The following is a 20,099-nucleotide window of genomic DNA, read 5'->3' as shown; positions in this document are numbered from 1 at the left end:
AACTTCCCCTCCAATTAATACTCCATTTTTGTACGAGTTAATAAAGTGTTTAAACGTTGCTGTTCCATACTTGACAGATTTTCTAAATGGCTTTGAAGATAGGCCACCATTTTATAGGTGTTTACTAAAAGTTCTTGATCTTCAATCGGATGAATTAATTGAAATTCAGGCAGGCCACTTTGATTTCTTCCTAGAATATCCCCCATTCCACGAATTTTCAGATCCTCTTTGGACAAAGCAAATCCATCCTGGCTTTCCGTCATCATCTGTAGTCGCTTCTTGGCTTGTTCAGTTTTGATCTGAGCGACCAATAAACAATATGAAGGAAGATTCGACCGCCCGACTCGACCGCGTAATTGATGTAATTGGGCTAAACCGAAACGTTCTGCCGATTGAATAACCATAAGAGTTGCATTTGGAACATCCACTCCCACTTCTACCATAGAAGTAGCAACCAAAATATCTAGCTCTCCCTTTTTAAATTGGTCCATCGAAAACAACTGGGCTTCTTTCGACAGCTGTCCATGCAAAAGTCCCATTCGATAATTCGGGAAGCGTTGCTTCAAAGTCAAAGCCACATTCTCGACATTTTCTACGTCTGTCATTGCATCCGAAGATTGAATCATCGGTAAAACATAATAAACCTGATGCCCCTTTTCAACCTGATCTTGTATCGATTCAAAGACTTGGTCCATCTGTCCTTCTTCTAATAGCTTGGTCTCAATTGGTTGTCGACCAGATGGTAATTCCTCAAGACTAGTAACATTTAGATTAGCATACAAAGTTTGAGCTAAAGACCTTGGAATGGGAGTGGCCGTCATTTGCAGGTTATTTGCTTTAAAATCACCCGCCGCTTTTTCAGATAAAGCCTGTCTTTGGCCGACACCAAAGCGATGTTGTTCATCAATTACCACAAAAGCCAAATCCTTATATGAAACACCCGCTTGGAACAAAGCATGCGTGCCAATCACGAGTCGAATCCGACCTGTTTTTAACCCTGAAATGACCTGACTTTTTTGAGTCGGATCCATTTGAGAGGTTAATAGTTCGGCATGCAGACCGACCGCTTCAAAATAACGATTAAATGCCACTTGATGCTGAATCGCCAAAATCTCGGTGGGTGCCATTAAACAGGCCTGAAAACCAGCAGAAACAGTAGCTATCATAGCAAGAAAGGCAACCAATGTTTTTCCTGACCCCACATCTCCTTGGAGTAATCTTTGCATAGGATACACTTGTAAGAAATCATAACAAATAGCATTAACCGCTTTCTTTTGACTATTAGTTAATTCAAAGGGAATGGCTTGAATTGCTTGGCGAAGTTGATCTAAGTCATAATGAATCTGATAACCTTTTTGAGTTTCTTGATCGTGTTTCATTCCTTGCAATTGCCATTGATATATAAATGCTTCTCGAACTTTCAGTTTATGCTTTGCATATTGATACTCTTGGTCATTTGCAGGAAAATGCATGGCATAAAGTGCTTGATTTAAGGGCAGTAAGTCAAAATACCCGTTCACATAATCCGGCAAATCCTCTTCAATTAATGATCCATAATCTACAAAAGCTTGTCTGATAATTTTTTGGATTTGACCTTGTTTCAAACCTTGAATGGTTCGATAAATTGGAGAAAAGTCTTGACTTGATTGCTTACCCAAAAGCTTCATAGCAAGCAATTCTTGACGATTCGCTTGCCACTTTCCATATACCGCTACGGATTCACCTAAAACAATTGAATTCTTTAGATAATGCTGGTTAAAGAAAACAACTGAAATAATATTATATTCATCGACCGCCATTTTAAACCATAAGCGACTTTTCTTATTTCCATAAAAAGTTACAAGCGGTGGCGATACTACTGTCCCTCTGAGCACCACTTTTTCTTGGTCTAAAAGACTAGTGATTTCTCTTTCTTGCAGATCCTCATAACGAAAAGGAATATGAAAAAATAAGTCTTCCACTGTTTCAATCCCCAGTTGGATAAATTTCTGAACAGTTTTAGGACCAACACCCTTAACTTGATCAATCCTTATGTCCTTTATGTTCGATTGACACATATCTGCCTCCTTTTTATAGAAAAAAGGACGGTAAAAGCTCCGATCAAGCTTTTAAATCCGTCCCTAACTTAAAGTACACTATGCTTAATCCACCGAAACAAAATATTGATAAACAGGTTGATCCCCTTGAATCACTTCAACTTCAATATCAGGATGACTTTCTTGTAACACAGCTTCTATTTCATCTGCTAGTGCCTGTGAGCCTGTCTCTCCCACAATGAGTGTTACTAATTCCGAATCATCTTCGATCATCTCTAAAATCAAAGTCTTTAACACGTAGGAAAGATCTTCATCAGCTAGAATAATATTTCCATCAAGAATAGCCATAAAGTCATTTTCTTTAATTGAAATATCATTAATCTGACTATCTCGAATGGCTGTTGTGATTTGACCTGACGCGGTGCTTTGAGCATAATTTTGCATAATTTCCTGATTTTCTTCAATGGATGCTTCTGGGTTAAACATCAACATCGCTGCAATTCCTTGTGTAATCGACTTAGTTGCTACCACCTTAGCCGGTACTTGAGCAACTTGGGTCGCCTGTTCAGCAGCCATTTGGATATTTTTGTTATTTGGTAAAATCAAAATATTTTTAGCATGGACTTGATCCATTGCTTCAACAAAATCCTGCGTTGATGGGTTCATTGTCTGACCCCCTGCAATCACATAGGATACTCCCATTGATTTAAATAAATCAATTAATCCTTGACCCGATGCGACTGCAATAATAGCAAATTCTTTTTCTTGAACCGGGTGTTCTGACAATAGATCACTTGGCTGCTTCAAAGCTTCCTCTTTTGCTTCAAGGCTCCGCACCTGTTCACGCATATTTTCAACTTTAACCTTAATTAATTCACCATAACTTTGACCTAATTGCATCACTTTACCAGGATCTTCCGTATGAACATGAACTTTAATAATCTCATCATCAGCGACAACTAATAAAGAATCTCCCATTTTATTCAATGTTTGACGAAAGTCTTCATAATTAAAGACTTGATGTTTTGAATAATCTTGGCTAATACGCACCATAATTTCAGTACAATAGCCAAAAGTGATGTCTTCCATTCTTACTGGATGTTCATTCTTTTCTTCAAAAATAGCATGAGCATGTTGATTGACTGAAGCTTCTTCCTTTTCAGTAAGGCTTTGACCAGTTAATGAAGCTAAGAAACCTTCATAAATGCAAAGTAAACCTTTACCACCAGAATCCACAACACCTACTTGCTTTAAGACTGGCAATAATTCCGGTGTATGATCCAGAGACTCTTGAGCTCCCTTAACAATGGATTCCATCACTTCAACGATATCTTCAGTTTGCTGAGCTTTCTTTTCTCCACGTAGAGCGGATTCTCTGGCAACCGTTAAAATAGTTCCTTCAACTGGCTTCATAACTGCTTTATAAGCAGACTCTACTCCACCCATAAAAGCTTTTGCAAAGCTTTGGCTATCGAGGGATTCTAGGTCTGCAATTGCTTGAGAAAAGCCTCTGAAAATCTGAGAAAGGATAACACCTGAGTTACCTCTTGCTCCCATCAAAAGCCCCTTAGCTACTTTGGTTGCTAATTCACCGACTGAATGAGTCGAGGATTCCATCATGCTCGCAACACCAGATTGAAAAGTCATATTCATATTAGTACCTGTATCCCCATCTGGGACAGGAAAGACATTCAATGCATTCACTAAATCAACATTATTTGCTAAGTTGTCAGCACCTGTCATAAACATTTTTTTGAATTCAGATGCTTGCATCGTTGTTAATTTCACACTTTACCTCCTAAAGCAATTAGTCAATCTTAACGCCTTGAACGTGAACATTGACATAAGCGAGTTCAAAGCCTAAAAGTTGTTCAACATTATATTTAACAGCTTGTTGTATATTCTGACAGATGACAGAAATTTTTGTCCCATAAGATACCACAATATAAATATCTACAGAGATGTCACTTCCATCTTGAGTGATAACCACTCCTTTGGAATAATTTTCTTTTTTCAAAATTTCTGTTAAATTGTCACGGAAGAAGTGTTTGCTAACCATTCCCACAACACCATAATTATCAGTAACAGCTGCTCCAACGACAATTGAAATCACATCATTGGTGAGCGTTATTTCTCCGTTAGGAGTTTGGATATTAATAGCCATTCTGATACCTCCTTTTTGATATCTTTATCAGTTTAGCACAAACCAGCCGTAGAATCATCTATTATTCACTGACTAAATAGTAAACTTGAGAAATAATCCATTATTTATATTCAAAACTTGCTACTCATGCGAAATTATGGTAAATTATTCAAGTATGAAATCAAGCAATTCATTTGCTAGCAGAAGAAGGAGGCTAGACTATGGCTAAAGAATGTTATTTCACTGGACGTAAAGCTGTCTCAGGTAACAACCGCTCGCACGCTATGAACAAATCAAAACGTCGTTTTGGCGCCAACTTACAAAAAGTTCGTGTGATGATTGATGGTCAACCTAAAAAGGTTTGGGTATCAGCTCGTGCTTTAAAATCAGGCAAGGTAGAACGTGCCTAAGGCCTTAATTACCAGTCTATAAAAAAGAGATCTTTCAAAATGAAAGATCTCTTTTTATTTATCAATAGTCTGAATCACTCCAACAATACCTTTTTCGAAACTCAATATAAAATCTTGATCCACTAAAAATTCATTAGAAATATAAGCGCAAGGATGATTGGTCCGTATATGATCCAACTCATACTTCACCCCTTTTAAAGTCAACTTATCTAAAGGAGTTAGTCCGACAACTGATACATATGGCCTTTGGAATAAGGGATCAATTAGGTGATCACCTGGTAAATAGAAGCAGATAGACGTCTTTTCTTCCAAAAAATGAATTTTCTCAATCAAATTTCTAAATCGTTCTTGATAGACTAAATAGAAATTGGCTATGAGGTGATCTATTCGCCCCTTACCGTTACCAATTCCCCCAAATATTGTAACCGACCCTATCTCTGTCATCGATAATACCTTTAGTAAGGCTAATTCTAAATCAGTGTCATCTTTTTCGGGAGGAAATTGCTCAAACTCCTTAGCATATTGGCGAATCTGCTTTAGTTCATCCTCTGAAATAGAGTCAAAGTCTCCGACTGCATAATCAAGGGGAAGACCTGCTTTTTTAAGCAACCAGGCTCCCCTATCCACTCCAATATAATAGTTTTCTTTCGCATCAAGATCGAATAACTGATTCAAATCTGGATTAGGCCCACCAGCAACTATGACAATGTTAGTCATCCGAAGCGCTCCTTAATTGATCAATCGCTTGTTGAGGATCTTTATGATTAAAGATGTACGACCCTGCTACTAGCACATCGGCAGCAGCTTTAACACAGTCTCGAGCTGTACGGTCATTAACACCACCATCCACCTCAATTTCAAATTTTAACTCTTCTGAATTGCGTATTTTAGCTAGCTGAGTGACCTTTTTCAATGTGGAAGGGATAAATGCTTGGCCTCCAAATCCTGGATTTACTGTCATTACTAATACTTGATCTACCATATCTAAAATCGGAATAATAGACTCAACCGAAGTAGCCGGGTTAATAGCAACTCCTGCCTTCTTGTTTAACTGGTGGATCTGTTGAAGCGCTGAATGAAGATGCAAGCACGCTTCCTGGTGAATAGTAATAATATCTGCCCCAGCCTCTGCAACACTTTCAATATAACGTTCTGGTCGATCAACCATCATATGACAATCAAAGACCAAATTCGATTTCTTTCTTAAACCTGCGTAAACCATCGGCCCAAAGGAGATGTTAGGAACAAATTGTCCATCCATAAGATCAATATGAAGATACTCTACTCCCATTCGCTCAATTCGTTGGATATCAGCTGCTAATTGATTAAAATCTGCACTTAACATGGACGGTGCTATTTTCATGATAGTCACTTACTTTCTGTTATAATTTTTTGGACGTTCCGCCAGTTTTTGATAAAGAGATACATAATTTTGATAACGGGACACGGCAATTTGACCTTCGCCAACCATGGATTTCACATGACAATGAGGTTCATTAAGATGAACACAGGTTGAAAAACGGCAACCATAACTTGCTTCTTTAATTTCAGGAAAACACAAAGACAAATTTTCGAGGGATAAATGGTCATAGGAAATCGACGAAAAACCTGGTGTATCTGCGATTAAGCCATCTTTATAAGCATACAGGCTCACCTGTCTTGTAGTATGCCGGCCTCGATTTAATGACTGCGAAATCGCCGATGTTTCTAATTCTAAATTAGGAATCAAACGATTTAATAAGGTCGACTTCCCAACTCCTGATTGTCCAATAACCACATAAACCCCATCATGAATTATATCAATTAAAGGACTTAGGTCATCCTGCCCAGTCCTATCCAAAGCTATCACTGAATAACCGATATTTTGATAGAGTGTCCTAATTTCCTGGATCCGTTCCTCAGCTTTTTGAGGCGAAATAGACTCTTTTAATAAGTCAACTTTACTCAAAAGAATAATCGGCTTGATTTTATAGGACTCAAGTAACACTAAAAAATGATCTAATAGATTATAGGAAAAATCGGGTTCTTTTAAAGAGAGCATTAATAGAGCATAATCGACATTTGCTATGGGTGGGCGTAGCAGCCTATTTTTGCGAGGCTCCATTTTAAATATTCGTCCTACAGATGTATCATCTTCTAAATCCATCTCAAATTGGACATAGTCTCCAACCAAAGGTTTTAATTTTTGATGACGAAAATTTCCCCTTGGCTTAGTTGTATAGGATTGATCGTTTGACCACACATAATAAAAACCTGCTACAGCTTGATAAATGATTCCCGTTAGAACTTTTTTATCTGCTTCTCCCATAGCCCCTCCTAGATATAAGATTATGAATTAGGATATACATTTGAACTTTCTTCAATCACTTCACCATCACGAACAATTCGATATTGTCCATATCCGTCATCAGGAATATAGAGCGTTATCTCTAATTCTTGCGATTGAGTAATCTCAAATTCCTTAGCGACATTATTAATATTATTGCGCTGATCTCCGATAAAAACTTGAATTTTATTAGGTAGTGGCTTTTCTTTTTGATAGTCTTGTTTGGCATATTGAGGCACATATTCAATATAGAAAGTTTGACTGACCTTTAATTCTTGCTTTTCTTCTTTTCCTTGAGAAATAACCACATGGATGGTATCACCAGCAGTTAGAGGCGTACCTGATAGAGGATCTTGACGAATAACTCGACCCTTGGGTATATAGTCATGATACTCATAAGACTCTTCGATATATAGGCCATACGCATCAGCAAACTTATAAACCATATCCAATGATAAATTATAAAAGTCTTGCATGCTGGTATCTTTAGAATCTGAGCCGATCACTAAAGTAATGGTTGAATCTTCAGCAACAACTTCCTGCCCAGGTTGAATCGATTGCTCTAAAATTTTGCCTGCTTCATCGGATCCTGAAGCCAAATAACGTAAATCAACGATAAATCCAGAATCGATCAATTCTCGTCTTACAGGTTCATAGTCTCGACCGACATAATTACCAATCTTCACACGAGGCTTACCATCAGAAATCACAATGTCTACTGCTGAATGACGGTTAACACGTTCCCCCGCTTTTGGTTGGGTTTCAATCACTTCACCTTGTGGAACAGTCTCATCATAGACTACTTCTGTTTTACCGAGTATCAAATCAAAATCCGCCAATAATGATTGTGCTTGATCCTGAGTTAAATCCGTCAATTCAGGCACGTTAACTCGTCCCATAACCATTCGATAAGCAAAAAATAACATTAATCCTACCAGAGCTATTAACAAGACAGACAAGAAATATTTAAAACTTTTTACCCATTTTTTCGATTTTTTTAGATTATCAGAATAGTCATAACCTGCATAAATTGTTTCATCTAAAGGTTCAGGAGCTACTAGTTCTTCTGGCTTTGACGTTTCTTCCAAAAGTTTTTGAGAATCTTTATGAGAAGTTTCCTTTAATTTTGTCTTGCCTGGGGTAAATATTGGCTCGTTCATGCGCTTAAGCGATAAAGCGGTTGTCAAGTCATTCAACATTTCCTGAGCTGATTTATAGCGGTCTTCTGCATCTTTAGCAGTCGCTTTTAATACCACATTTTCCAGACTTTGAGGAACATAATCTAATTGATCTTTAATCCTTGGGAAAGGTTCCTGGAAATGTTTTAAAGCGATGGATACGGCCGATTCCCCATCATGAGGAACTTTACCAGTGATTAATTCATATAAAACAACTCCCATAGCATAAATATCCGATTTGGTAGTTGCTGCAGATCCTCTGGCCTGCTCTGGAGATAGATAGTGTACCGAACCCAATAAAGTATTGGTCTGAGTAATTGATGTATCAGAAAGAGCCACAGCAATCCCAAAATCCGTTATTTTTGCCACATTTTGATCTGTAATTAAGACGTTTTGTGGCTTAATATCCCGGTGAATAATCCGATTGCGGTGAGCAGCATCAATACCAGCTACAATTTGACTCATAATAGATACAACAAGTTCTAGCTGAACCGGCGCGTGTTCACGAATAAATGATTTTAAATCTTGTCCTTTCACATATTCCATTACTATATATTGCTGCTTTTCATGTTCATCAACATCATAAACTTCAACGATATTAGGATGAAGTAATTGACTAGCTGAAATAGCTTCGCGCTGAAACCTTTTTATTGCATCTTGGTTATCCTGAAAGTCATATCGAAGGACTTTGACAGCTACATCTCGGTCTAGAATAAGGTCGTGTGCCAAGAATACATTAGCCATTCCTCCAGAACCTATCAAAGCGTTCAAAACATAACGATTCGATAATTTATCATGTATTTCAATCATGGCACTCCTCCTCCCCACTTATTCTAAAATCCTTGGCTAAAATCAGCGTAATATTATCTAACCCACCCGCTTCATTAGCCGCTTCGATTAATCGATCTGCTAAATAATCGAGATCTGACAAATCAATAGTGGACTGAATAATAGCTTGAATCTCTTCATCACTTACCATCGTATTTAAACCATCTGAACATAGTAGCAATAGACGGAGATCTTCAACCGAAAAGTTATTCACTTCCGTTTTTAAATCAACAGGCTGGCCAATCGATTGAGTAACCACATTTCTTCGTGGGTGATTAATTCCTTCTTCAGGGGTGATTTGACCTGATCGAATCAACTCATTCACTAGAGAATGATCATCCGTTAGACGAATTAATTGGCCTTGATTATTATATGCATAAGCTCTTGAGTCTCCCACATGTGCAATAAGAAGTTGATCTTCGACCTGAGTCGCCAATACAAGCGTCGTTCCCATTCCATGTTGGTCCTCATTATTTTGAGCCTCTAAACTAATATATTGGTTAACCTGACTCATAATTACCTGTAACCAGTCTTTCATTTGTACAAGATCCAATGGATCTTTAAGAGTTAAAAAATGTTGACCAATAAACTCCGTTGTCTTTTTACTCGCTACATCTCCAGCTAGGTTGCCACCCACGCCATCACAGAGAATGAGTAAAGCTTGTTTTCCCGGTGATACAAAGTAATCTGCATAATCTTGATTGCTAGTCCGCTTTTTACCAATATGCGTATGAACTACGATCTCCATCTTCCACCTCAATCCTTTGATTTTATGAATCGACTAATAAAAAAGCCATCTGTGTGATAAACCTGAGGCCACACCCGGACATACCCTTCCTCAGTTAAGAGCTTTTTAGGCACACCCTCCTCTTCCTTTACAGGATCTATCATAAAATTTGAATGTTTTTTTAGGAAACTTTGAACCTGATACTCATTTTCTTCATATACCAAAGAACATGTTGAATAAATCAATCGACCTCCTGGCTTTAAAAGACTAGCGGCTTTCTCCAGCAGCTGATCTTGAATTTGGCAAAGTGAGTCAATCGAAGTTTGATCTTTTCGGTATTTAATTTCTGGTTTTCGACGCATCAGTCCAGTACCTGAACAGGGTGCATCTAAGTATATCACATCAAATAAATCTTGAAAATCTGGGGAATACTTCAGTGCATCCGTTGCGTGTACTGTTACCCGATCGCTCAAGTTCATCCGATCTAAATGATCAGCCAAAATTTTCAACTTGCGTTGTGAAATGTCTAGAGCCCATAAATGCCCGTTATCAAGTAAACTAGCAATATGAGTTGCTTTTCCCCCAGGTGCTGCACAAACATCCAGAACTTTTTCATGTCCTTTCAATTGTCCAAGTGGAGCTACCAACATGGAAGATTCATCTTGAATAGTTAAAGCACCTTCTTTAAATAGTTCAGAATGAATCGGTGTCTTCTTTTCAAAACGTAACCCAAAGCTTGAAATTGGACTTCCTTCAACCGGCATTCCTCGCAAATTAAACCAATCTATAGCTTGTTTCTGTGTGATCTTCAAGGGATTGATCCGAGCGCTGATAAGAGGTTCCTCATTTAGGCTCGCTAAAAATCGCTCTAATGACTCCTCCGAAAGATGTTTAGAGAAGTATTCGACAAGCCAATCATCGATTGAATAAGTAATCGCAAGACGTTTAATAGGATCTTTAATGAGCTCTATAGAACGCAATGGATGACGCATAAACTGGCGTAATACACCATTCACAAATTTACCAAGTCCTTGATGCCCATTCGTTTTAGCAATCGTGACTGCCTCATCAACAATGGCATAATTAGGAATACGGTCTAAATAAACCATTTGAAAAACTGACATTCTTAAAAGACTTCGAACCCAAGATTCCACTTTTTTCCCTTGTATGTATGGTTCGATTAAAAAATCAAGCGTTTTACGTCGCTGAACGCTTCCGTATACAACTCTAACCAAAAGATCTATATCACGTTGATCTCGCTTACTATTTTGAATATAGCGATCCAGGACCACATTTGAATATTCACCACCCTGGTCAATCTTATCCAAAATATATAACATATCCCATCTTAAATAAGATTTTAATTTATGTTTGGCCTTGGCTTTTACTTTCATATTATTCCCCTATTTCACTCGTAAATTGTTGACCAATAAATTCTTTTAAATTTTGTCCTTTTAAGAATTCAGAAACAGGCATTTTCTTTTTCCCGGCAGGTTGGTAAATTTCGACAGCATAATAAGTCTGATTACCACATTGAACATAAAAGGCTTGATCATCACTTACAACGATCGTTCCTGGAACATACTCTTTTGTCGTCAATCGATTCATCACATCCGTTTTTTGAACTGGATGTCCATCCCAAATTTTTACGCGTTGGCCTGATAAAAATGTATAGGTCGTTGGATTGGGCCTAAAAGCACGAATGTGATGATCAATTTCAACCGCTGTCTTTTCCCATTGAATGATTTCGTCGCTTTTTTTCAAGACCGGTGCATAAGTAACTTTATCTTCCTCTTGTTCCACTGGTTGGATTGCTCCTTCAAATATTTTAGGCAAGGTAGAGAGCAATAGTTCTTTGCCTATTAAAGCTAATTTTTGAAATAAGCTGCCGGCATCATCGTGTTCTTGAATTGCGAGACTAGTTTGAGCATAAATAGCTCCTGCATCCAACTCTTCAGTCATTGCCATGATGGATACTCCGGTTTCCTCTTCCTGCTGCCAAATAGCATACTGAATAGGGGCTCCACCCCGATATTTAGGAAGTAAAGAGGCATGAACATTAATAGCGCCCTCTTTAGCACTATCCAGTATATCTTTAGGGAGTATCTGACCATAGGCCGCCGTTATAATCAAATCCGCACCTAATTTGAGCAAAGCAGCATGTTCATTAGAACCCTGAAATCGTTCTGGTTGATAAACAGGGATTTGATACGATTGGGCTAGTAATTTTACCGGTGGTGGTGTCAAAATCCTTTTTCGACCTACTGGACGATCTGGTTGCGTAACAACTGCCTGTACATGCACATCAACATCTTCGACTAATCCTTGTAGAATGGTTGCTGCAAACTCAGGCGTTCCCATAAAAATAACTTTTTTCACTCAAATCCCACTTTCTATATAAAATACTGCGGCTCATGATCAATTTGGATATAAATTCCTTTTTTTTCCGCAAGTTGACTATCTAAAGTCTCAAATTGATATTTTGATAAAATATCACGCTCTTTAAACTTTAATAAAAGCATAAAATGATAGTAATCATTGATCCGCTCAATCCCACTATTAGATGGACCTAGAATAATTACTTCTTTACCCTTTAATATTTCTTGTAGTTCCAACTTCACTTCAAAAATAGCCTGCTGTGCTTTGGCTCGGTTTTTGCTTGACAATTTAATGGAACACGTATAGTAATAAGGTGGATATTTCCCAATATGACGGCGCTTCATTTCATAATAAAAAAACTCTTCATAATTATGTTGACTAGCAAATTGAATCACATAATTATCTGGATTATAGGTTTGGATAATAACTTGACCTTGCAGTCGTCCTCGTCCTGTTCGCCCAGCAACTTGAGTTAAAAGTTGAAAGGTCTTTTCTCCTGCACGAAAATCAGGTAAATTAAGGCCCGTATCTGCATTAATTACCCCTACTAAGGTTACGTTCTCAAAATCAAGCCCCTTTGCAATCATTTGTGTCCCTAGAAGAATCGCCGACTTCTGGTTTGAAAACTCATTCAATAATCTTGCATGAGCTCCCTTTCGTCGAGTAGTATCGTTATCCATTCGAATAACTGGCGTATTCGGAAATAACTCTTTTAAATTTTCAAAGACCTTCTGAGTCCCCATTCCCTGTTTTCGTAAATGGTCACTTCCACATCGAGGGCAATGACGAATCAAAGGAGTATGATAATCACAATAATGGCATTTTAAGGATTGGTCAAACTTATGATAGGTTAATGAAATATCACAATGCGGGCATTGCAATACATTCCCACAAGATCGACACATAATATAAGAAGCATAGCCTCGGCGATTAAGCAATAGGACTACCTGCTCTTCACGATCAATCCGCTGTTGAATCGCTTTTTCTAACTTTTGAGACAAAATGAGCTGCCCCTGCTCCTCCAGATTTTGCCGCATATCTATAATTTCTACTGGAGGTAAGGGGCGTTGATTAATTCGTTGATCCATATGAATTAATTGATATCGATTCACTTCGGCCCTAGCCCTAGACTCTAAGGAAGGAGTAGCAGATCCTAATAGTAAACAAGCTCCGTGATATTTTGACCGCCACTGAGCAACATCGCGAGCATGATAACGTGGATTTTCATTTTGCTTATAGGTTGTTTCATGTTCTTCATCAATAATAATTAACCCAATATTCTTCAGTGGTGCAAAAACAGATGAACGTGCTCCAACAACAATCTTGGCTTCTTGATTAATAATTCGCCGCCATTCATCATATCTTTCACTAACAGAAAGGCCAGAATGAAGAACAGCGACTCCCTTTCCAAAACGTCCAACTACCTGTCTTACCATCTGAGGTGTTAAGGAAATTTCCGGTACTAATAACATAGCTGTTCTCGATTCAGATAGAACTTTTGCAATTAACTGTAGATATACTTCCGTTTTGCCAGACCCAGTAACACCTTCTAATAAAAATGTTTGTGCTTTCTTTTGATCAAGACACTCCGCAAGCTGGTCAAAGGCCAACTGTTGAGAGGTTAATAAGGGGCGAGCGTGATTAACTTCAATCTGATCAATTTGATCAGGCCGACGGTATTCATCCGCTTCATAGACTGCTAAAATTTCTTGGTCAATAAGACGATCAATTACCGATTTTGACACCTCAGCCGCTTTCGACAATTCTTGAATGGTCAATGGACTTTTTGGTGGTTGATTCTGTAAATACTGTAATACCTGGATCTGCTTTTTACTTCTTTTAGATAAAGTTTGAATGTTTTTTTTAAGTATATCTGGATCATATGAGTCCGGAGAAATGTAGTGCAATTTTTTTTGAGTCTTTTGATCCAAGACCCGATATTCGATTCGTATTTTATTTAATCGAATTAATTGTTTAATTTGATTAGGGGTTAAGAATGTTTCAAGATCATGTTTAGCTATTTCAGGAACCTGGTCCGTATCAGATAAGTCTACTTTCGATAATAAAGGGTCATTGTCAAGAATCCTAAAAACGGTTCGATATTTAACTCTAAGCATAGAAGGTAGCATCGCCTGAAGAACAGATATCCAATAACATTGTAAACGATAACTCAATTCTTGTGACAATTTGATCAATTCTTCATTAAGATAAGATTGATAATCTAATACGGTTGTTATATCACGGATTGTTCCTTCAAATTCAACTTGATCTTTGATAGCTACGACAATAGCCATTAACTTACGAGCACCAAAGGGAACTTCAACTCGCATCCCTAATTCCAGCGCATCTTGCCATTCCTTAGGAACATGATATTCAAAAGTATGGTTCACTTGAGCACTCGGTATATCGACAACAACTTCAACAAACATCTTATCACCCCCTTAACAAAAAACCCCTATGCCCTTCTAACAAGTTAGACATAGTGGTTTTCATTTAAATTATCATTAAGAACGATCTACAGACAACAAACCTGCATTCACTTCTTCAAGTGCTTTACCGATTGTCTTAACTGATTTATATTGATTCAATTGCATCATTTTGAACTCATGCATCTGTCTTGCCCGCTTACTCGCTAAAATGATTAAAGAATATTTTGAGGGTTCCTTTTCTAAGAGTTCATCAATTGACGGATATAACATCATAATACTCATTCTCCTTTATTATTTAAATACTGATCCATGCCAATCTGGATCTTATCAATCACACGTGAAACGCGCAAATGCTCACATTCTATTATAGCATTTATTTTACGAACTGCATTATCAACTTGATCATTAACTACCACATAGTCATACTCAGCCATCATTTCAATCTCATGCTTGGCTTGTTTCATACGCTGAGCAATCTTTTCTTTTGAGTCTGTTCCACGATCAACCAAACGGGTTTCAAGCTCATTTAAAGATGGTGGTGCTAAGAAGATAAAAATTCCCTCCGGCATCCTTTGACGCACTTTGCTAGCTCCTTGTACTTCAATCTCTAGAAAAACATCGTAGCCTTCCGCTAGATTCTTTTCAATATTGTCTAAGGGAGTCCCATAATAGTTTCCAACATATTCGGCATATTCCAACAGAGCTTGATTTGCAATTAAAGATTCAAATTCTTCTCGTTTTACAAAAAAATAGTCTTTTCCATCAATTTCTCCGGGTCTAGCTGAACGAGTGGTGGCAGATACGGAATAGACATACTCACAATCTTCCTGCTTAAATACCGCTGCTCTGACAGTCCCTTTTCCAACTCCTGACGGTCCAGATAGAATGACAAGTAACCCTCTCTGTTTGGTCATAATATACCTCCCATACATAATATGATTTATTCTAGCACATTTTATAAAGAACTCAAAGTCTCTCGAAGCAAGTTACTCCAGTATTGAACAATTTTTAAATTTAAAAAACGAATTTTTGTTCGTATCTCCCTTGACATATTGAACGTACGTTCGTATAATAAGATTATAAAGAAAGAACAAGCGTTCGCATTGAGAGGGGTTATGATTACATGGAGGCAAGTTATTCTCATCGTAAAAAACTATTAGGTCGATTTACTCAAACACTTTTTCAGCCTTTCCTTCAACCTGCTCATTTAGAATCTGATACAGAGATTATGCAAGAACTTAATCATGTAAAGAAATCTTTGCAGGTCCATTATATTAATCAAAAGGCGATCAGAATTCTTTTTGAATATTATGATTCTAATAATACACTCAAGATGACAGAACAAAATTGTCTCATCTTATCACCAATCCTCAACAATGCTTGGATAAAGGTACAAAGCCAAGGAAAAACTTTTTTTCTTGAACTCAATCAGATTATTCGAGTGACTGCCATCACACAAGCAAACATTGCCTAGATTATTTGAAAGAGATTTTCCACCTATCCCCGCTTATTAAAGAGGCTGTGACATAAGTCCACCAAAAAACCGGCTGAATCGTTGATATTACAACGATTCAGCCGGTTTTTATGTTATAATTAAGTTAATCAATAAAAAAACAGAGGACCTCACCCCTCTGTTTCCATTTCAATCCTAGAAAGGACCAAAAAATGCATACTCATTATAACCTAAATCAACTTTATTTGGAAGTCTCTTATCAATACCGCCCTCAAGAAGATCACATCAGCTACTATATTCATCAATTTGTGGACTCTCTAGAGATTCATTATCCCTATCTCTTTGGTCGTCCTCGTAAATATGACTTCTCGATGTTACTCAAGTTATTATTATATGCTTATTCTCGCGGTGTCTTCACCAGTCGCTCGATGGAACAATTGGCTCGCGAAAATCTGCCCGCTATCTGGTTGTGTCAAAATGAAGTACCTTCTTACCGTACAATTTGTCGATTTAGACAGTCCGATGAATTAGCTGACATTCTTAAACAAAGTTATGATGAATTTGTGCGGTATTTAAGACAACAACGACTTATCGATGATCATCTCTTTATTGATGGGACAAAAATCTTAGCGGATGCCAATAAGTACAGCTTTGTCTGGAAAAAGAACACGATCCGCTTTGAAGCAATGAATCGACAAAAGATGACCGAACTCGTCAATGAAATGCGTCAGTATTATCAAATGGGGTTGATTCCAGAAGAGACCCCACTAACGCTTGAAGGGCTTGAAGAAACCATTACCCAGCTTGAAGTTCGCTTAGAAGACTTAGAGGAAACCATCGAAGAGTCTCCTCGGTTGTCACCGAATCCTCACAAAAAGGAGCGGCGAAAAGTCAAGAGTCAATTGAGGCGCATGAAACATTGTCATTCCAAGCATCAACACTATCAAACGCAACGAGCCATCTTAGGTGAACGTCATTCGTATTCAAAAACGGACCCCGATGCGACCTTTATGCGAATGAAAGAAGATCCCATGAAGAATGGTCAGTTGAAACCGGGCTATAATTTACAGATTGCCACCTCTCATCAGTTTGTTTTAGCTTATGAACTTTTTTCAAACCCGACAGATACGCGGACATTAAGACCTTTCTTTGAGAGTCATCAAGCACTGTTTCGCTCCTTTTCAGTGGTGAGTATGGATGCAGGATATGGCTCTGAAAGTAACTATACTTATCTTGAAGAAAGCTTTCCCGAAATCACCGCATTAATTCCTTATGGCACGTATCTTAAAGAACAGAGTCGAAAATGGCGAAGTGACGACTCAAAAGTCATGAATTGGGACTATGATGAAAAAGAAGACTGTTACGTCGATCCTCAAGGGGTACGATTTAATTTCGTCGCTTATCGCACCCGAACGGATAAGTATGGTTTTGAAAGAAATTTTAAAGAGTATCAAGCAGAACGGATCGATGAGAATCAACAAGAAATTGAAGCAGCCCTTACTCAGAAAGGATATGTCCGAAAAATTACGGTTAATCCTTCGTATGACTACTTCAAAGCCAAGCAAAGGGGGCTCTTAAAAGATCCGAAATATCGTCCAATTTATAGCCAGCGGAAGATCAATGTTGAACCAACATTTGGTCATCTGAAGGCTTGTTTGGGATTCACTCGATTTCATGTTCGAGGGAAACAGGCCGTGAATAATGAGATGGGATTAGCTCTAATGGCAGCTAACCTAAGAAAATTGCGATTAAGAAAGACAGAAAAAGAAAGAACCCAGAAATTTTACTCCTATTGGATAAAATTTCTGGGTATTTTTGAGACTTGTGTCACAGCCTCTTTTTAATCATTTAACAGAGCACTTGTCTCCTTGCGACTTAGATATTTGCTTCTTTTTGGAATTAAGAAAGATGACTTTAGCTTAGCTATAGTAATAAATAACAAACTAACTACGGCTGTCATCACTAAAGAACTAACCCAAAAAGACCCAGTCGTGATGTTTAAGGGCGATTCCTGCCCCATTGCAAGGGGACCTATATAAAATCTTAATAAATAAAATAAAACATTGGTTAATAGTGCTCCCGTAATAATATTTAAACTTGTAGAAGAGTAACGACGATTATTCAATGTTTTTTGGGTATATTTAGCAAAAAAGCCCATTACAAAAACGCTGATAAATGGAATCATAGCGAAAACAATCACTGATAACCAGTCACTAATGGGAAAAGTAAGCATTCCACAAACAAGACCAGCTATTCCCCCATAAATACCTGCAGCAGCCGCTCCTTGTCTAAGAGCAAACCATAGAAGTGGCCACAGAAAAACAGCCCAATAATAAGGCATTAGAGAAGATTCCATACGACCATAGAAATAAAAGAGCAATCCTGTTAAGGCAATAGCTAGTAACCCTTCTCTAATTTGTAGCAAAAGACGTTTATTCATCTTAACTATCCTTTCTTCGGTTGATAACTCGACGCTTCCATAATGATTGGTAAAATAACAGGCCGTCGCTTAGTTTCCTTATAAAGGAATTTTCCGATCTTTTCTTTTAACTCTCCTTTTAAGTTGCCCCAATCAAAATTATCTGAAGCGAGTTGGCTTTCTAAGACATCTAAAGTGATATCTGAGCAAGCTTCTACCAAATCAATTGATGCTTTCATAAAGACAAATCCTCGTGAGGTAATTTGTGGTCCTACCAAGACTTGCTTTAACCGCCGAGATATGGTTGCCACTACAACAAAAATGCCATCCTCACTCAAAACTTGTCGATCATGTAAGACAACATTTCCAATATCTCCAACACCACTTCCATCTACTAGGACGTCACCAGCTTCAACACTGCCAGAAATCGACATCTTATTTTTCTGATACTGAACTACGTCTCCTATTGCTGGGATAATGATTTGATCCGAAGCCATTCCAACTTGTAATGCTAAATCTGCATGAGCTTTGAGCATCCGATACTCTCCATTAATTGGAATCAAATACTGTGGTTGAATAAAATTCATAAGCAATTTAAGATCATTCGGGGTAGCATGTCCCGAAGTTTTGTAATGATCATTGACACTAAGTACCTTAGCGCCTGCTCGATAAATCAGGTCCTTCGTTTTCGCCACATTTGTTTCCATTGACACTGAAGGAGTTGTCGCAATATAGACCGTATCCTTTTCCTTCAATTTTACACTACCATGTTTACCCAAAGCCATACTTTGAATAATATTCATAGGTTCCCCAACAGATCCCGTTGCTAAAATAACAATTTGTTCATCTTTATAATTTTTAATTTTGTTAAATTGACCAATAATATTTTTACTTGGAATCTGTATTTTATCTAATTTTAGGGCAACATCCACAATCTCATAAACATCTTTTGTTGGGAAAAAAATGGTTCTTTCAGATTTATAAGCAGCAGTCATAACTTGTTGAATCCGAGCAATATTAGAACCAATCGTTCCAACAATGACTCTCCCTTTTGCATTTCGAAATACTTCAGTAATCTCATCAGCAATCACTAAGTCTGAAACATTCTCAATTGAAGACTCTGCTGCTGCAGAATCGCTTAACAAAGCTATCACATTTTCCTTCCCCAAATCAGTTAGACGAGAAAAGTCTGTTTTATAAGGTTGACTAGCAGAAGGATCAAAACGGAAATCTCCTGTATAAACAATCGATCCTTCTTTAGTTTCCAATACTATACCGACAGAATCAGGTATAGTATGGGTGGTTGAAAAGAAAGATACGGTTACCTGATCAAACTCAATTTCTGTTTCTGCATCCACTGTAAAAAAGTTCTCCAAACGATCCTCTAGGTGGTGCTTTCTAGCAGCAATGCTCGCTAACTCTATTGTCAACTGTGTCCCAAAGACGGGTGCATCGATTTCGCCTAATAAAAAAGGAAGTGCTCCAACAGCATCGGCATGTCCATGGGATAAAAAGATCCCTACAACACGATCCGCATTTTCTTTCAAATAAGAAAAATCGGGAATTACAAAATCAATCCCTAATAAATCGTCCTCTGGATACAATAAACCACAATCCAATACAAAAATAGATTGATTGACTTCAATAACATACAGACTCTTCCCTTCTTCACGAACACCGCCTAAGGGAATAATTTTTATATTTGTCATTTTTCACCTCTATAATTTTTATCAAAACTGTCTTGTGTTGATTAACACAGTAGTCCTAGTAT

The 20,099-nt window shown here is 37.8% G+C and carries 18 protein-coding genes; 3 read left to right on the top strand and 15 right to left on the bottom strand.

Annotated features, from left to right (window positions below; all coding sequences use genetic code 11):
- Positions 1 to 14 precede the first annotated feature (14 nt).
- The 3 genes from recG to HMPREF9706_RS00975 all read right to left on the bottom strand — a co-directional run bounded on the left by recG (position 15) and on the right by HMPREF9706_RS00975 (position 4,200).
- On the bottom strand, positions 15 to 2,057 hold the full coding sequence (recG, locus tag HMPREF9706_RS00985) for an ATP-dependent DNA helicase RecG (RefSeq protein ID WP_006907476.1): 2,043 nt from the start codon (positions 2,055 to 2,057) through the stop codon (positions 15 to 17).
- An 84-nt stretch (positions 2,058 to 2,141) separates the two neighbouring features.
- Positions 2,142 to 3,824, bottom strand: a complete 1,683-nt coding sequence (locus HMPREF9706_RS00980) for a DAK2 domain-containing protein (RefSeq protein ID WP_006907475.1) — start codon at positions 3,822 to 3,824, stop codon at positions 2,142 to 2,144.
- 19 nt (positions 3,825 to 3,843) lie between these two features.
- A complete protein-coding gene (locus HMPREF9706_RS00975; RefSeq protein ID WP_006907474.1) occupies positions 3,844 to 4,200 on the bottom strand; it encodes an Asp23/Gls24 family envelope stress response protein in 357 nt (118 codons plus the stop codon).
- A gap of 200 nt (positions 4,201 to 4,400) precedes the next feature.
- Between HMPREF9706_RS00975 and rpmB the strand changes: the two genes are divergently transcribed.
- Positions 4,401 to 4,589 carry a 50S ribosomal protein L28 gene (rpmB, locus tag HMPREF9706_RS00970; protein ID WP_006907473.1) on the top strand — a complete coding sequence of 63 codons (189 nt, stop codon included), beginning with the start codon at positions 4,401 to 4,403 and terminating at the stop codon, positions 4,587 to 4,589.
- 54 nt (positions 4,590 to 4,643) lie between these two features.
- On the opposite strand, the gene HMPREF9706_RS00965 is transcribed toward rpmB, so the two are convergent.
- The 10 genes from HMPREF9706_RS00965 to gmk all read right to left on the bottom strand — a co-directional run bounded on the left by HMPREF9706_RS00965 (position 4,644) and on the right by gmk (position 15,370).
- Complete coding sequence (locus tag HMPREF9706_RS00965; protein ID WP_006907472.1) at positions 4,644 to 5,306, bottom strand: thiamine diphosphokinase; 663 nt, start codon at positions 5,304 to 5,306, stop codon at positions 4,644 to 4,646.
- The gene (gene rpe / locus HMPREF9706_RS00960) at positions 5,299 to 5,952 is read right to left on the bottom strand and encodes a ribulose-phosphate 3-epimerase (protein WP_006907471.1); all 654 of its coding nucleotides are present in this window, start codon (positions 5,950 to 5,952) and stop codon (positions 5,299 to 5,301) included. Before rpe ends, HMPREF9706_RS00965 begins: the two co-directional genes overlap by 8 nt.
- A gap of 9 nt (positions 5,953 to 5,961) precedes the next feature.
- Positions 5,962 to 6,897, bottom strand: a complete 936-nt coding sequence (gene rsgA / locus HMPREF9706_RS00955; RefSeq protein ID WP_006907470.1) for a ribosome small subunit-dependent GTPase A — start codon at positions 6,895 to 6,897, stop codon at positions 5,962 to 5,964.
- 20 nt (positions 6,898 to 6,917) lie between these two features.
- Positions 6,918 to 8,903 carry a Stk1 family PASTA domain-containing Ser/Thr kinase gene (gene pknB, locus HMPREF9706_RS00950; RefSeq protein ID WP_006907469.1) on the bottom strand — a complete coding sequence of 662 codons (1,986 nt, stop codon included), beginning with the start codon at positions 8,901 to 8,903 and terminating at the stop codon, positions 6,918 to 6,920.
- Positions 8,896 to 9,669: a Stp1/IreP family PP2C-type Ser/Thr phosphatase gene (locus tag HMPREF9706_RS00945; protein ID WP_006907468.1), complete on the bottom strand. Its 774-nt coding sequence runs from the start codon at positions 9,667 to 9,669 to the stop codon at positions 8,896 to 8,898. The genes pknB and HMPREF9706_RS00945 overlap by 8 nt, the downstream gene beginning before the upstream one ends.
- Positions 9,670 to 9,677: 8 nt before the next feature.
- On the bottom strand, positions 9,678 to 11,042 hold the full coding sequence (gene rsmB / locus HMPREF9706_RS00940; protein ID WP_006907467.1) for a 16S rRNA (cytosine(967)-C(5))-methyltransferase RsmB: 1,365 nt from the start codon (positions 11,040 to 11,042) through the stop codon (positions 9,678 to 9,680).
- A gap of 1 nt (position 11,043) precedes the next feature.
- The gene (gene fmt / locus HMPREF9706_RS00935; protein WP_006907466.1) at positions 11,044 to 12,027 is read right to left on the bottom strand and encodes a methionyl-tRNA formyltransferase; all 984 of its coding nucleotides are present in this window, start codon (positions 12,025 to 12,027) and stop codon (positions 11,044 to 11,046) included.
- Positions 12,028 to 12,041: 14 nt separating this feature from the next.
- Positions 12,042 to 14,456, bottom strand: coding sequence for a primosomal protein N' (gene priA / locus HMPREF9706_RS00930; RefSeq protein ID WP_006907465.1), 2,415 nt, complete (start codon positions 14,454 to 14,456; stop codon positions 12,042 to 12,044).
- Positions 14,457 to 14,531: 75 nt separating this feature from the next.
- Entirely contained in the window at positions 14,532 to 14,729 is a 198-nt protein-coding gene (gene rpoZ / locus HMPREF9706_RS00925) for a DNA-directed RNA polymerase subunit omega (protein WP_006907464.1), read from the bottom strand.
- A 5-nt stretch (positions 14,730 to 14,734) separates the two neighbouring features.
- The gene (gmk, locus tag HMPREF9706_RS00920; protein ID WP_006907463.1) at positions 14,735 to 15,370 is read right to left on the bottom strand and encodes a guanylate kinase; all 636 of its coding nucleotides are present in this window, start codon (positions 15,368 to 15,370) and stop codon (positions 14,735 to 14,737) included.
- Positions 15,371 to 15,579: 209 nt separating this feature from the next.
- Here gmk and HMPREF9706_RS00915 point away from each other — a divergent pair, with 209 nt between their 5' ends.
- Both HMPREF9706_RS00915 and HMPREF9706_RS00910 read left to right on the top strand, forming a co-directional pair.
- Complete coding sequence (locus tag HMPREF9706_RS00915) at positions 15,580 to 15,930, top strand: hypothetical protein (protein ID WP_006907462.1); 351 nt, start codon at positions 15,580 to 15,582, stop codon at positions 15,928 to 15,930.
- Positions 15,931 to 16,121: 191 nt separating this feature from the next.
- Entirely contained in the window at positions 16,122 to 17,753 is a 1,632-nt protein-coding gene (locus HMPREF9706_RS00910) for an IS1182 family transposase (protein WP_006907461.1), read from the top strand.
- Here HMPREF9706_RS00910 and HMPREF9706_RS00905 read toward each other — a convergent pair.
- On the bottom strand, positions 17,750 to 18,349 hold the full coding sequence (locus HMPREF9706_RS00905; RefSeq protein WP_006907460.1) for a hypothetical protein: 600 nt from the start codon (positions 18,347 to 18,349) through the stop codon (positions 17,750 to 17,752). The genes HMPREF9706_RS00910 and HMPREF9706_RS00905 overlap by 4 nt on opposite strands.
- A gap of 5 nt (positions 18,350 to 18,354) precedes the next feature.
- Positions 18,355 to 20,037: a ribonuclease J gene (locus HMPREF9706_RS00900; RefSeq protein ID WP_006907459.1), complete on the bottom strand. Its 1,683-nt coding sequence runs from the start codon at positions 20,035 to 20,037 to the stop codon at positions 18,355 to 18,357.
- Positions 20,038 to 20,099 lie beyond the last annotated feature (62 nt).

The organism is Facklamia hominis CCUG 36813 (assembly GCF_000301035.1).
GTDB lineage: Bacteria > Bacillota > Bacilli > Lactobacillales > Aerococcaceae > Facklamia > Facklamia hominis.
The sequence above is the reverse complement of the archived record's forward strand: the minus strand, read 5'-3'. Positions and strand labels throughout refer to the sequence as shown.